The organism is Rhodococcus sp. SG20037, assembly GCF_031763325.1.
Classification (GTDB): domain Bacteria; phylum Actinomycetota; class Actinomycetes; order Mycobacteriales; family Mycobacteriaceae; genus Rhodococcus_F; species Rhodococcus_F qingshengii.
The window spans coordinates 1,496,486-1,509,614 of the sequence record NZ_CP134497.1; the positions used below are offsets into that span (position 1 = coordinate 1,496,486).

General features: G+C 61.3%; 17 protein-coding genes. 9 read left to right on the forward strand and 8 right to left on the reverse strand.

Annotated elements, in window-relative coordinates:
• Positions 1–6 precede the first annotated feature (6 nt).
• Complete coding sequence (locus RHP72_RS06940; RefSeq protein WP_311094501.1) at positions 7–447, reverse strand: hypothetical protein; 441 nt, start codon at positions 445–447, stop codon at positions 7–9.
• Positions 448–664: 217 nt separating this feature from the next.
• Between RHP72_RS06940 and RHP72_RS06945 the strand changes: the two genes are divergently transcribed.
• The 4 genes from RHP72_RS06945 to RHP72_RS06960 all read left to right on the forward strand — a co-directional run bounded on the left by RHP72_RS06945 (position 665) and on the right by RHP72_RS06960 (position 4,337).
• Positions 665–2,290 carry an NAD(P)/FAD-dependent oxidoreductase gene (locus tag RHP72_RS06945; RefSeq protein WP_007726712.1) on the forward strand — a complete coding sequence of 542 codons (1,626 nt, stop codon included), beginning with the start codon at positions 665–667 and terminating at the stop codon, positions 2,288–2,290.
• The gene (locus RHP72_RS06950) at positions 2,287–3,084 is read left to right on the forward strand and encodes a mycofactocin-coupled SDR family oxidoreductase (RefSeq protein WP_058038555.1); all 798 of its coding nucleotides are present in this window, start codon (positions 2,287–2,289) and stop codon (positions 3,082–3,084) included. The genes RHP72_RS06945 and RHP72_RS06950 overlap by 4 nt, the downstream gene beginning before the upstream one ends.
• Positions 3,085–3,088: 4 nt before the next feature.
• On the forward strand, positions 3,089–3,919 hold the full coding sequence (locus tag RHP72_RS06955; RefSeq protein WP_007726714.1) for a mycofactocin-coupled SDR family oxidoreductase: 831 nt from the start codon (positions 3,089–3,091) through the stop codon (positions 3,917–3,919).
• 115 nt (positions 3,920–4,034) lie between these two features.
• Positions 4,035–4,337: a hypothetical protein gene (locus tag RHP72_RS06960; protein WP_007726715.1), complete on the forward strand. Its 303-nt coding sequence runs from the start codon at positions 4,035–4,037 to the stop codon at positions 4,335–4,337.
• 186 nt (positions 4,338–4,523) lie between these two features.
• On the opposite strand, the gene RHP72_RS06965 is transcribed toward RHP72_RS06960, so the two are convergent.
• A complete protein-coding gene (locus tag RHP72_RS06965; RefSeq protein WP_311094502.1) occupies positions 4,524–5,957 on the reverse strand; it encodes an FAD-dependent oxidoreductase in 1,434 nt (477 codons plus the stop codon).
• 423 nt (positions 5,958–6,380) lie between these two features.
• Between RHP72_RS06965 and RHP72_RS06970 the strand changes: the two genes are divergently transcribed.
• Positions 6,381–6,692 (forward strand): STAS domain-containing protein, encoded by a 312-nt coding sequence (locus RHP72_RS06970; protein ID WP_228401988.1) that lies wholly within the window; start codon positions 6,381–6,383, stop codon positions 6,690–6,692.
• 236 nt (positions 6,693–6,928) lie between these two features.
• On the forward strand, positions 6,929–8,200 hold the full coding sequence (locus RHP72_RS06975; RefSeq protein WP_082900991.1) for an EAL domain-containing protein: 1,272 nt from the start codon (positions 6,929–6,931) through the stop codon (positions 8,198–8,200).
• Positions 8,201–8,257: 57 nt separating this feature from the next.
• Here RHP72_RS06975 and RHP72_RS06980 read toward each other — a convergent pair whose 3' ends face one another.
• On the reverse strand, positions 8,258–8,500 hold the full coding sequence (locus RHP72_RS06980; protein WP_065352072.1) for a hypothetical protein: 243 nt from the start codon (positions 8,498–8,500) through the stop codon (positions 8,258–8,260).
• 72 nt (positions 8,501–8,572) lie between these two features.
• Complete coding sequence (locus RHP72_RS06985) at positions 8,573–9,943, reverse strand: cytochrome P450 (RefSeq protein WP_007726721.1); 1,371 nt, start codon at positions 9,941–9,943, stop codon at positions 8,573–8,575.
• 91 nt (positions 9,944–10,034) lie between these two features.
• Between RHP72_RS06985 and RHP72_RS06990 the strand changes: the two genes are divergently transcribed.
• Positions 10,035–10,655, forward strand: coding sequence for a TetR/AcrR family transcriptional regulator (locus tag RHP72_RS06990; protein ID WP_042452208.1), 621 nt, complete (start codon positions 10,035–10,037; stop codon positions 10,653–10,655).
• Here RHP72_RS06990 and RHP72_RS06995 read toward each other — a convergent pair.
• Positions 10,633–11,310, reverse strand: a complete 678-nt coding sequence (locus RHP72_RS06995; protein WP_042452206.1) for an AAA family ATPase — start codon at positions 11,308–11,310, stop codon at positions 10,633–10,635. The genes RHP72_RS06990 and RHP72_RS06995 overlap by 23 nt on opposite strands.
• Entirely contained in the window at positions 11,307–11,741 is a 435-nt protein-coding gene (locus RHP72_RS07000) for a nucleotidyltransferase domain-containing protein (RefSeq protein ID WP_037131485.1), read from the reverse strand. The genes RHP72_RS06995 and RHP72_RS07000 overlap by 4 nt, the downstream gene beginning before the upstream one ends.
• Positions 11,742–11,833: 92 nt before the next feature.
• Here RHP72_RS07000 and RHP72_RS07005 point away from each other — a divergent pair, with 92 nt between their 5' ends.
• Both RHP72_RS07005 and RHP72_RS07010 read left to right on the forward strand, forming a co-directional pair.
• Complete coding sequence (locus RHP72_RS07005; RefSeq protein WP_311094503.1) at positions 11,834–12,034, forward strand: hypothetical protein; 201 nt, start codon at positions 11,834–11,836, stop codon at positions 12,032–12,034.
• Positions 12,031–12,516: a flavodoxin family protein gene (locus RHP72_RS07010; protein ID WP_210378144.1), complete on the forward strand. Its 486-nt coding sequence runs from the start codon at positions 12,031–12,033 to the stop codon at positions 12,514–12,516. The genes RHP72_RS07005 and RHP72_RS07010 overlap by 4 nt, the downstream gene beginning before the upstream one ends.
• Here the strand turns inward: RHP72_RS07010 and RHP72_RS07015 are convergent.
• Positions 12,489–12,734, reverse strand: coding sequence for a hypothetical protein (locus RHP72_RS07015; protein ID WP_007726731.1), 246 nt, complete (start codon positions 12,732–12,734; stop codon positions 12,489–12,491). The genes RHP72_RS07010 and RHP72_RS07015 overlap by 28 nt on opposite strands.
• Entirely contained in the window at positions 12,734–13,120 is a 387-nt protein-coding gene (locus tag RHP72_RS07020; RefSeq protein WP_003944423.1) for a nuclear transport factor 2 family protein, read from the reverse strand. The genes RHP72_RS07015 and RHP72_RS07020 overlap by 1 nt, the downstream gene beginning before the upstream one ends.
• Positions 13,121–13,129: the final 9 nt, after the last annotated feature.

Sequence of the window (13,129 nt, forward strand, 5' to 3'; positions counted from 1 at the left end):
CAAGCGTCACCGAAGCACGTACGTGACGTTCATGGCCGGGTAACCCGAGGTCATCGTCACCGTGACGTCGTGGCTGTCGGGGGCGTACGTACCTCCGGCATCCGCCCTGGTCTTCGAGTTGGTAGCACTGAAGACAAACACTCCACCGTCGTCGGAGCGGTACGTGAGCACGATGGGGAAGTCGTTCTGGTTCTTGCTCGTGGCCACAACGTTCACGTTCATGTTGGGGAGGATGTAGTCCGCCGGCGGGACGACCCAGTCGCCGTTCGGGTTGGATGCGTCGACCAGATACAGGGCCCCGCGACCCGAATTGCTGATCATCGCCGTCGTGACGGATGTGTCGGTCATCGACTTCACCGTGTTCGCACCGGCGGAGCGGGCAACCAGAGCTGCCATGCTGAGGCCGGAGAAGGAAAATGCTTCAGGTCGAATTGTGTTGGTGCTCATCATGTTCTCCTCGATTTGTCGGTCTCGGTGACCGTGTGTTTCTGTGATGAGACAACTATGGCCCCGAAATCCCTTCGGGTCTGTCCACCTACGGGTCCGAGTGCTGGACGACATCGCTGTCCCCCGATCGGTGGACACCAACGCTCTCCACTGCCGTAGCCCACCCAGCGGGAGAACCCGTTCCTCTACCAACCAACCCACTCGTAGCGTGGCCACCATGACCGATCCTGACTTCTCCACCGCACCACTCGACGTCGTAGTCATCGGCGCCGGCGTCGCCGGCATGTACGCCATGCACCGACTTCGCGAGCAGGGGCTGCGTGTCCACGGCTTCGAGGCGGGCTCCGGAGTGGGCGGCACGTGGTACTTCAACCGCTACCCGGGCGCACGCTGCGATGTCGAGAGTTTCGACTACTCCTACTCGTTCTCCGAAGAGTTGCAACAGGATTGGGACTGGAGCGAGAAGTACGCCGCGCAGCCGGAGATCCTGTCCTACCTCGATCACGTCGCCGATCGCTTCGACTTACGCAGTGGGTTCACTTTCGATACCCGTGTCCTGAGCGCACAGTTCGACGAGGACTCGTCGACGTGGCGAGTGCACACCGACGGTGGTCATGACGTCACCTCGCGGTTCGTGGTGTGCGCCACGGGCAGCCTCTCGACCGCGAACGTTCCGAACATTGCAGGTCGCGAGACTTTCGGCGGTGAGGTCTTCCACACCGGCTTCTGGCCGCACGAGGGCGTCGATTTCACCGGCAAGCGAGTGGGAGTGATCGGCACCGGATCGTCGGGCATCCAGTCCGTTCCGTTGATCGCCGAGCAGGCCGATCACCTCTTCGTGTTCCAGCGGTCCGCGAATTACAGTGTGCCGGCGGGAAACACGCCTCTCGATGACAAACGACGCGCAGAGATCAAGGCCGACTACGCCGAGCGTCGAGCGCTGTCCAAGCGCAGTGGCGGTGGATCTCCGTTCGTTTCGGATCCTCGCAGCGCGCTCGAGGTATCCGAGGCCGAGAGAAACGCGGCCTACGAGGAGCGGTGGAAGCTCGGCGGTGTCCTGTTCGCCAAAACCTTCGCCGACCAGACCAGCAACATCGACGCCAACGCGACGGCGGCCGCATTTGCCGAGGCCAAGATCAGATCGGTGGTCGAAGATCAGGCCATCGCCGACCTGCTGATCCCGAACGACCACCCCATCGGGACCAAGCGGATCGTGACGGACACCGACTACTACCAGAGCTACAACCGTGACAACGTGAGCCTGGTCGATCTCAAGAGCGCACCGATCGAGGCAATCGACGAGGCCGGGATCAAGACGACCGACTCGCACTACGAACTCGACGCATTGGTGTTCGCCACCGGTTTCGATGCGATGACCGGGGCACTCGATCGCATCGAGATCCGTGGCCGCAACGGCGAGACCTTGCGAGAGAACTGGCATGCGGGTCCGAGAACCTATCTTGGTTTGGGAGTTCACGGCTTCCCGAACCTGTTCATCGTCACCGGGCCGGGCAGCCCGAGTGTGCTGTCCAACATGATTCTCGCTGCCGAACAGCACGTCGACTGGATCGCCGACGCGATCAACCACCTCGATTCGGCGGGCATCGACACCATCGAGCCGAGTGCCGAAGCCGTGGACAACTGGCTCGAGGAGTGCTCACGCCGGGCGTCGGCAACATTGTTCCCATCCGCGAACTCCTGGTACATGGGAGCCAACATCCCGGGAAAGCCGAGGATATTCATGCCCTTCATCGGAGGCTTCGGTGTCTACTCCGACATCTGTGCAGACGTGGCAGCAGCGGGATACCGAGGCTTCGAGCTGAACAGCGCGGTGCACGCATGAGCCGGCTGGAGGGCAAGCGGGTACTCGTGACGGGTGCTGCCGGAGGAATGGGACGCTCACACTGTGAGCGGCTCGCCGAGGAAGGCGCGTCCGTGATCGCGTTGGATGTCGAACAGGCGCAATCGGGGTTGGCGGAAACCGCTCAGGCAGTGCGTGATCGAGGTGGTGTCGCGGTCACCGGTGTGGCGGATATTCGGGACTTCGACGGTCTGGCCGCCGTCGTGGCCGAGTGCGTTACCGAACTCGGCGGGTTGGACGTCGTGGTCGCGAATGCAGGCGTCTACGACACGCCGGGACCGTCGTGGACCATCGATCCTGCAGTGTGGAACCGCTCGCTGGACGTCAATCTGACCGGCGCGTGGCACACCGTCAAGGCCTGCGTTCCGCACTTCGGCGACGGTGGATCCGTCGTTCTGGTCAGCTCGACAGCGGGAATCAAAGGTATTGCCGGAGCAAGTCATTACAGCGCAGCCAAGCATGCCGTGGTGGGCCTGGCCAGAACGCTGGCCAACGAGTTGGGGGCGCAGAGTATCCGCGTCAACTCCGTGCATCCGGGTTCGGTACGTACCCCGATGATCATCAACGAGCGAGTGTTCGCGAACCTGTGCCCGGACATCGAGAATCCCACCGAAGCAGACGCTGCTGCAGTGCTCAGCGCTCGCAACTTGCTGCCGGTTCCCTGGGTCGATCCGGTGGACGTCAGTAATGCGGTCCTGTTTCTCGCATCCGCGGAGTCCCGCTACATGACCGGCTGTCAGTTGGTTGTCGACGCCGGCCTGACCCAGAAAGTGTGAATTGATGACTTCTCGATTGGAAGGCAAGATCGCGCTGATCACGGGTGCGGCACGAGGAATCGGGCGGGCTCAGGCCGTGCGTTTTGCCGAAGAGGGCGCGGACATCATCGCGGTCGACGTGTGCACTTCGGTGGAAACCACAGTCACGCCGCCCGCGACGGAGGCCGATCTCGATGAGACAGTGGCGCAGATCCGGGCGCTGGGGCGAAAGGTCGAATCTGCGGTAGTGGACGTTCGGGATCTCGAGGCACTACGCAGTGCCGTGGACTCGGCCGTCGGAACGCTCGGTGGTCTCGACATCGTCTGCGCTACAGCTGGTATCACGTCCTCCGACGGGGCCCTGACCATGTCGGAAACGATGTGGCAGACCATGCTGGACGTCAATCTGACCGGCGTGTGGCACACCACGACCGTCGCGGCTCCGCACTTGATCGCGCGGGGCGGGGGATCGATGACACTCACAAGCTCCATCGCCGGACTTCGGGGGCTGGTCGGAGTCGCGCACTACACCGCAGCCAAGCATGGAGTCGTTGGTCTGATGCGTTCGCTGGCAAAGGAACTGGCTCCGCACAACGTACGCGTCAATACGGTCCATCCCACCAACGTCGACACCCTCATGATTCAAAACCCGTTGGTGCGCGGCAAGTTCCGCCCCGATCTCGAGAACCCGACGCGCGAAGAATTTGCTGCCGCAGCGATGACGATGAACATGCTCGCCATTCCGTGGATCGAACCGGTGGACGTAGCGAACGCTGCTCTGTTCCTGTCTTCCGACGAGGCTCGCTACATCACGTCGGTCGCCCTGCCGGTGGATGCAGGAAGTTCGTCCCGCTGAGGTTTCGAACAGCTGAAATCTTGAACAGCTGAAATCTTGAACAGCTGAGGTTTTGACACGCTGAGTTCCGCCACGGTGTGTAGCGTCGGTTTCACCTAACCGAAAGGCGTATACCGTGGCGGAACGGCGCTATCTGGAAGTCACCGTCGGGACCAACATCGTGATGGTCCTCGACCACCGCACGGTGGAGGTCTTCGACCGCACCGCCGCGAGCACGAGCGAAGTGGCTCGTTGGCATGTCGAACACATTGCGGTGAAGGCGAAACCGTCGAAGTCGGGACTGAAACTCACCATCGGGAACAGGCTCGCCGACGACTCGATCGCGGTAGCGGGTCCACGGGCATCGCTGACTGTTCCGCCGGAGAACGAGGCAGCCGTCATCGCGTTCTTCGACGAGGTCAAGGCTGCTCGGGTGTGAATCGGCAGAAGACCTTCGGCGCGGATGATTCGGATTCTCTCGGCGAGCATGTCGTACGCTGCCACGATAGCGTCCCGGTACGAATCCCGGTTTCATCCGGCGCAGAGGATTCATCTGCGTGACGATCGACCACAACTGACCAGCCACGTAATCGTGCGTGGCTAGTCAGTCGAAAGGCCGGCGATATCAAGCTTTACGCGCGGCGGCATGGGCCCCGGCGACACGGCCGAATGCGAAGGCGTCGGCAATGTGGAATCCGCCGTCCTTGGCCGCGCTGTAGGTGGAACTGACCGCGCCCGCGGCGTAGAGGCCAGGAATCGGATTGCGGGCAGTATCGAGTACGCGGGAATGACCGTCGCGGCGCGGCCCACCGCTACTCCATCCCAGCAGTGGCGACCCGGAGACGGCGTAGAACGGAGCGGTAGCCACCGGGGCCAAAGTTTCGGGATGGCGGCCGAACGAATGGTCGATGCCGTCCGCGCACGCCTCGTTGTAGCGTCGCACGCTCGTTTCCACGACTGTTGGGTCCAGTCCGAGTTTCTCGGCGAGTTCGGCGAGCGTGTCCGCCTTTAGGATCCATCCCTTGTCGATCTCGGCTTGATTGTCCGAGCTCCACTCGTACCCTTCGTCGAGAACCCTGTGGCCGACGGGCAGTGCGTCGCGGCCGGGGCTCAGCTGTCCGGCCAACCTCATCGTCTCGTCGAAGACGACGTTCATCGGTTGCACCGGAAAGTGTTGGTAAGAACCCTCTCTGAACACATGACCATGCCGCATTTCGGCTGACTCGTCGGTGAAGCGTCTACCTTCCCGGCTGAGGAACACATAGTTGTGCGCGTTCCACAGTGCGAGGAAGAATCCAGTCGGATTTTCGAGGTCGCCGGGAATTCCCGTAATGGTCATCATGTTGTTCATGTGCCACAGATCGGCGCCCACGGCCTGTGCCATGCGGTGACCGTCGCCGGTTGCCGATGGTGAGCCCCAGATCTTCGGATTCTCCAGACGCAAGTAGTCGCGCACCATCGTCGGATTTGCTTCGAATCCTCCGGTGGCAAGGATGACGCCCCGGCGTGCCTGGATCTGCGAAGTCTTTTCACCCGAACGGATCTCGACTCCGGTCACCGCTCCGGATTCATCCGTCAGCAGTCCGGTGGCTTCGGTGTCGAATAGTGTTGTGACGCCGCGTTCAGCGAGAGCGGAGACGAGGAACCGGTAGAGAAGTTCATTGCCCATCTTCCCTTCGACGGTGTCCATCCCTGCGTAACAAGAACTTCCGTCAAGTTCGGCGAACTCTGCCGTGGAATGGAAATCGCCGGTCATCGCTACAGTTGCACCCAGACTGCGGATCCAGTCGGACAGTCCGTGAGTGTTCTCGGCCCAGGCATCGATGACGTCCTCGGCAACGGGGAACTCCCCGTTCAACGAACGCAGGAAGGTTCGGGCGGCAGCGGGGTCCTGGTTGACGAACCATCCACTGCCGGACAGTCGAGTGTTGCCGCCCGCGGAATCAGGTCCGCTCTTTTCCAGAATCACGACCGATGCGCCGTCGGCGTGCGCTTGGAGCGCTGCGGCCGATCCGGCAGCGCCCGATCCGATGACGAGTACGTCGACAATGTTATCCATGTCACAGAAGGTATTGCGGAATGGTGGTGCGGCGAACCCACCTTCCCGATGAGCGAGAAAGCCAGTGGTCGACGCCGCAGAGACGTCGCCCCGCAGGCACGTCGGGGGCCAGGCGAGGTAGCGGTTCAGTGCGTCGGGGGTGGCGCCAAAAGTGCGATATCGCGCTGTGACGTTTTCGAGACCCTAGCGTTATAGATGTGGTTGTGTCGGCGAAACCTGCCGGTGGCAGAGTTCGTCTGGAACGCAGTGACCGACACGGTTGGTTATCCGACGCACAGTGATTCATCGCTGATTCGGGCGGTGGGGCACGCCGAGTCCAGACAAGAGGCTTTCATGACTACGATCAACGAACGTTCTTCAGCTGCAAATGTTCTCGATCTCTTTGACAGCGCCGGCCGAGAAGGGCATCGGTACAGTATCGACGTGGAAAGCTACACCCCTTCGTATGCGGTACTGAGACTTGCCGGAGAATTGGACATGGGTCAGCGGGTGGAATTGGTGCACGCGCTCGACCGACTTCTCCTGGTCGGAACCGATATTCACGTCGATCTCTCCGGCGTGACCTTCATGTCGTCCGGAGTGGCGAATGCCGTTGTCGATGCTGCGGGGCGTGGCAACAACCGCATTCGCTTGTTTGCCCCGACGCGAGCGGTCTCCATGATCTTTCAGGCTCTCGGCGCCTCCGAACTCATTGCGGGCGTTGCCACGTCGACCGCTGATGCTCTCGGTGCTTGAGCCGGAAACAACTCCCACGAACGATGTGAAGTGAGCAGTGCTCGATACGCGTTGACTTGGTATCTGGTCTGATCTGCGTGTCGATGTGCACTTTGCGGCGCGGGATCAGGTTGTCGTCACCGGGTTGCGCCGAGATTTGCGGTAGTCTCGTTCGGTGTCGAGCAGCCGGCGCTGCCATCGACGCGTCCGGCCGCATGAACGCTTGGTGGTCCCGACTCGTAGTGAAGAGCCACACCATGGCGTATGACACCAGCAACGGTTCGACATCGTCGAATTCTCCGATCACCCAGTTCTCCGATGTGATTGGTCTGGAAGTAAGCATGCAGTTCGCACCGATACGCCGCCTCGACGACCACGCACTTGCAGGCGCCGAGTTGCAATTGCGTGGGCCTGACAATTCCTCTCTGTGTTCGGCGCATGCCCTCCGTCGCGCCTCGCAATTGATGCAGCAACGCTCGGAATTCGACAGTCACAAACTGGCCATGTCCCGTACTGCACTCGCATGCACCGTCGCGGATCGCCTGCCGTTGCTGGTGGCAGTCGACTCGGCTTCCCGAGCAGCTCTGAACGCTCCTGGTATCGAAGGAGCGACGAGAAATCTGCAACGGATCGTCATCACGGTTGACAGCGCATCGGTGCTTACCGATCCACACAACTCTCTGGCAGTGATCAGAGAAGCCCGCGCGGGCGGTCGTCTGATTGCACTCGACGGTGTCGGCATCGACAGGCACTCGGCGACACTTCTGTCTTTGGTCGAACCCGACATCATTATCACTTCCGCTGAATTGCTTTCCAAGGCAGCATATTTCGAAGTGGGAACGACGGTGCACGCGCTCGGCGCCTACGTCGAGCGATCGAACGCGATTATCCTTGCCGAGGGTGTCGACTCGGAATCGTCCCGTCTTGCCGCAATCACCATCGGAGCCACATACGGAACGGGTGAGTTGTATCCCGCAGTCGACGATCCGAGTTCACTGTTGTCCGAACCGGTCGTCGCGATGCCCGACAGTCCGGTGTGGAGTGATCCCATCCCCGAGGTGGGCACTCCCTACTCGATCGTGTCTGCTCACAGCCGGATCCGGCGCGGTACCAAGCGTCTGTTGATCCAACTGAGCAAGTCCCTCGAAGCGCAAGCCGCCACATCGGGTTCCTCGATGCTTGTTCTGGGCACCTTTCAACAAGCCGAGCATTTCACCGCATCCACAACAGCACGGTGGCGTCACCTCGCCGACACCGTAGGGTTCGCCGGTGTCTACGGTGTCGGACTGTCCGTGATGCTCGACGGTAAAGTTCAACACGCGCCGCTCGACCCGGGTGATGATCTCGTCAACGAGTGGACGGTCGTCACTCTGGGACCGCACCATGCGGCGATGCTGTCGGCGCGAGATCTTCATGACAACGGTCCAGATCTCGAGCGGACCTTCGACTTCGTGCAAACCTACGATCGCACCGCCGTCACCCAGGCAGCGCACTCTATTCTTCGTCGTTACCCCACGACGAATTCGTGAAACCGGTGCCAAGGTTCTCGACGTTCGCCGCGAGCGCTGCCCGACCGGCGATCGTGGCTAAGGATTGGCCGGGCGCCGCGCAGCACGTCTCTTTGCTGCAGAGTTGAGTAGATACCTTTCGGCGACCGTGTAGTCCGTGACGGTTGCGCCATCCGGCGCTGTGGTGTGGGTGAGCAGTTCGAGATAGCGGCGACGGAAGACATGGGCGTCGGATTCTGCGAGTAGGAACTCCGCCGCTGAGACGACCTCTGGTTTCGGAGCAGCGCGTGCATGCCGGTTTCGGGCGGGCCGAGTGCTCATGTTTTCCTCTGGATTTCGAAAGCGTCTGTGCCGGTAGTCATGTGCGAGTTGATCCTGACGTCTGTTCGGTCGCTACCGGTCATGAGAAGTCGTGAGTGGTTTCAGATCGATCGGCTGTCCGTCGGAGGGGAACGGCAAGGACATGTAGTTGAGAGGGGCGGTGTAGCCGGGCGCGACCTGCCAATCGAAGCGTGTGAGCAGGTGGTGCATGATCGCTTTGATTTCGACGCCGGCGAAGTGCATGCCGAGGCATTTGTGCACGCCTCCACCGAACGGTTCCCAGGCATACCGGTGCACCTTGTCTTCACGTCGGTGGTCCGCGAAACGTTCGGGATCGAAATGTTCGGGGTCGGGCCAGTACTGCGGCATGTGGTGAGTGAAATGTGGCACCACTGACACGTAGGTCCCAGCGGGTACGAAGTGGTCCTGTATCTGGGTGTCACACACCGCTCGGCGAGCCATGACCGGCACGGGAGCGACGAGTCGGAGGCATTCTTTCATCACCAGGTCCAAGCCGGCGAGTTGGTCGAGTTCGGCATAGCTCGGCGTCGACGTACTCAGTGCGAGTGATTCCGCCCGACATCTGTTCTGCCACTGAGGATTCTGGCCGAGATATTGCATCATTGTCGAGATGGTGATGGTGGAGGTGTCATGTGCGGCCATCAGCAGGAAGATCATGTGATCGATCACCTCGCCGTCGCTGAAGCGCTGTCCGGTGTCTGATTCGATGTGACAGAGAACGGAAAACAGGTCGTCGGTTTCGCGTGAACGGCGCGCAGGTAGGTAGCGGCGGAAGAAGTTTTCGAGGGTTCGGCGCCCGTCGAGGCCGCGCTTCCATCTGGTGCCGGGAACTCGATAACGGATCACCGAGGTTGCAGCTTGCACGCAATCGACGAAAGCTTTTTTCACAGAGTCGATTTCGTTGTCAGTGGTCCCTTCCGCGCCGCCCATGAAGATGTCGGTCGCGAGGTTGAGTGTGAGAGCTTTGAGGGCGGTGTAGGCGCGGAACCCATCGGACGGAGTCCAGGCGTCGAGCGCGGAGGCGATCGCGGGATTCAGCACGTCCACGGTCTTTTCGAGACGCGATCTCGTGAAGGCTTGTTGCATGATGCGTCGTTGTCGTAGGTGCTCTTCGGAGTCGAGAAGCATCAGACCCCCGTGAAAGAAGGGGCCGATGAGCACTGACCAACCGTCGCTGTTGACAAAAGCGCGGTCCTTGTTCTGGAGAACTTCTTGGCATGCGTCGGGCCCGAGGGCTGCGACCCACCGTCTACCGGCCATCGAGAACCACGAGACCTCGCCGTAACGATCCCAGCGTTTCTGCATCAGAGCGAGAGGGTCGCGGATGTATTCGAAAGTTTGCCCTATTCCGGGTAGTCCCGAATTGCCTGAGATGGGACGCAACTGCGACCGGATGGGTGGAGCGGCCAGGATTTTCGACATCACGTACCTGCCTTCCGTTTGCATCTGACAGTGGCGCCTGTCAGATGGGGGTAGTCTGCGTCACAGTCGCGTCGTCTGTCAAGATCGACTCATGGCTTCTCCCACGCCCCGTCGATATGCCGGTCTGAGTGGTGAGCAGCGGGCCGCGCTTCGGCGTGAAAGCTTGCTCGCAGCAGGACTGGACGTGTTTGCGGCCGCGGGCAGGCAGGGTGCCACCATGACCGCCATCTGTGCGCATGCCAAGCTGACAGAGCGATATTTCTACGAGAGTTTCACCAGCAGGGACGAACTCCTCCAGCAGGTTTTCGACGGAATCGTCGACGAGGTGCGCGTGGCCGGAATGGCTGCACTCCGAACGACCGAGGGGACACGGGAGGAGCGCGTGCGGAGCGCCATTGCTTCGTTCGTCAACATCCTGACGGACGATCCTCGAAAAGGGCGTGTCGCGATGGTCGAGTCGGTGGCTTACGAGCCGCTGCGCACTCACCGGCGGGGAGCGCTGCGTGGGTTCGCGCAGATGGTGGCCGACGAGGCTGCGCTCTTGTACGGCGATCGAGCTTGGCCTCCCCATCAGGGTGAGATCAACGGATTACTGTTCGTGGGCGGCCTGGCCGAATTGGTGACGGCCTGGCTCAACGGCGAAATCGACATCACGCCCGCTGAGATCGTGGATGCCGCAACCTTCCAATTCACATCCACAGCGCACCGATGAAACGCGGGGCCGGCGATGCGGACTGCCAACTCCAGTGGGCGGCATGTGTCGTGATTCGAGGCAGTTTCGGGTCTGAATTGTCGATGACACTGTCCGCGCGGGTCCAGGGCTCTGCAGCCGCGAAGTACAGACGTTGGCCGCCGACATAACGGTTCATCGACGGGTGTTCCGGATCCGCGTTCGTTCCGTCGCGAAGGTTCATTCGCTCGGCGGTGATCTCGAAGGGCACGTCGAGAAAGATCGAATAGTCCCATCGGGAAGCAAATTCGTCCCGATGCAGAAAGAGTCCCTCGACGAGGACTACGGCTCCGTCGGCTGCATGCAAGTACGCGTCGCTGTCCCGTCGTGGTCGGTACTCGCGGTTACCTCCCGGTCTCAGAGGGGCGAGAACATGACGCTCGAGGGCGTCGTAGTCGTAGCTGTCGAGCCAGAAGCCTTCCGGTGACAGCCGACCTCTGCGATGGCGAATCTCCGGCGGATTGAGGAAGTCGTCGACGTGAATCACAATGGCGGGGCGTTCATTCAGCTGTGCTGCAAGACTTTTCGTGAATGTCGTCTTGCCGCTCCCGTCGACGCCGTCGATCGCGACGACGGGAGAGCCGCGCAGCGCGTTTATTTCGGCGGCCAAGGTCTCGAAGACCGTCTTGGTGCTCATCGAGCAGTTCTTCCCGCGCTCGTAGCGACGCGAAGAGGCCCGGTGTCGTACAGGATTCGGTGGCCGTCTTCGAGGACGCGTCGAGTGCCCGCGTCGAGCGGAAGGTCGGCCCAGCTCTCGCTCGCGAAATTCAGTTCGACGAGGAGGCCGGACCGTAGGCGGAAGCGTCGTTCTCGGACTGGCCCCCAGTTGGCGGCTCTGATGAATCGCGCGTCGGGGCGGAGCCGGTCGAACCAGTCTTCATTTGCGAGCGCGTTCGCGTCGTCGGCCAGGATCATCAGATCAAGATCACTCGCCATACGCTCCGCGCCGCGCGCGTAGGACCCGACCAGCGCTACAGCTTTGACGTCATCGTGCTCAGCGGCCCATCGTTCGACGTCGACGAGCAGCGCGTTCACCGCACGTCTTCGCCCCTTCAATCGTGCTGACATACCGGCATCATTCCCCATCTCCACCATTGTCCGTAGCTTCGCCGGGACCTCTATCCTGGAACTGTCGGTGACAAGCCAGGGGAGGGATGCGTATGTCCAAGGAAGTATCGGCGGGTCTGGCTGTTGGTGCGATGGTTCTTGTTGCAGGCTTGATCTGGACTGGATTTCCCCTCGACACGTATTCGATTGTCGCCGTGATCTTTGCAATGTGCGGTGGATCCATCACTTGGATCTACGTACGCGCAAATGAAGAGAGCACCGGAGACGCTGCGACGAAAGAAAGAAATCAATGAAGACGATCATCGTGTGTACCTCTGTCTCCCATGGCAATACGAAGCTGATCGCCGACGTCATCGGAGAAGTTCTCGATGCTCGCGTGGTCGAGCCCGGTGACATCGACGCCGCGCAGCTCGCCGACTACGACCTGGTGGGGTTCGGCTCCGGCATCTACCTACGCTCGTACCACGCAGATTTACGCTCGTTCGTCGAGGCACTCCCCGAAGAACGACGATCCAAGGCTTTTGTCTTCGCCACCAGTGGATTTCCTGACAAGGGGATTCATCGCTTCTCGCGTCCACTGGTTCAGTTGCTCGAACAGAAGGGCTTCGAGGTGGTCGCAGCCTTCTCGTCCCGTGCGTGGGATACCTATCTCCCGTTCAAGCCTTTCGGCGGTATCCGGAAGGGGCGGCCGAACGCCGACGACTTGGAATCGGCGCGCATGTTCGCCGAAATGCTACGCGGAAGCGTTCAGGACAGCTTGCCCGGCACCGGGTAGCTGCGCAGGCTCATCTCCAGCTCACCGGCGTCGGCAAGGTCGTTGATCGTCTGGCGTAGAGCGCCACACGTCCGCTGAGCGTTGGCACGGCTGTTCGCGCGACCCAACTCCGGGCACACTTCCTGCGACTCTTCGAGCCATTGGACGCTGGTGTGCGCTTCGCTGTACTTCTCGACGAGGACGCGATTTCCGCAGTTGCGGCAACTGACCTGACGCATCAGCGTGCAATCAGATCGGCCGGTGACCAGAAGGCGCGCATGCTCGTGATCTTGGCGTCCTCGTCGAAAGTCATGACGTCGATCGGTTCGACCTCGTAGACCTGATCGCCCACCGGTGTGACGACGCGGAAGTGGAAGGCCGCGCTGGATCCGCTCACCCGCAAGGTAAGCAGTTCCGTCTCTTGCGAACCGCCCTCGAGAGCGCCGTAGAACTCGGTGATCGCGGCCTTGCCGACGCGGGGTTCGCTGCCGACCGGGTCTTCGAGCGTCGCGTTCTCGGCGTAGAGGGCAGCGATGTCCGCTGACGATCCGCGAGCCACGGCGTCGAGGTAGGTGGTAACCGTCGCCGTGATCGCGGCCGTGGTGTCTGGTTCGAGAGTGGTCATCGAGTTAGT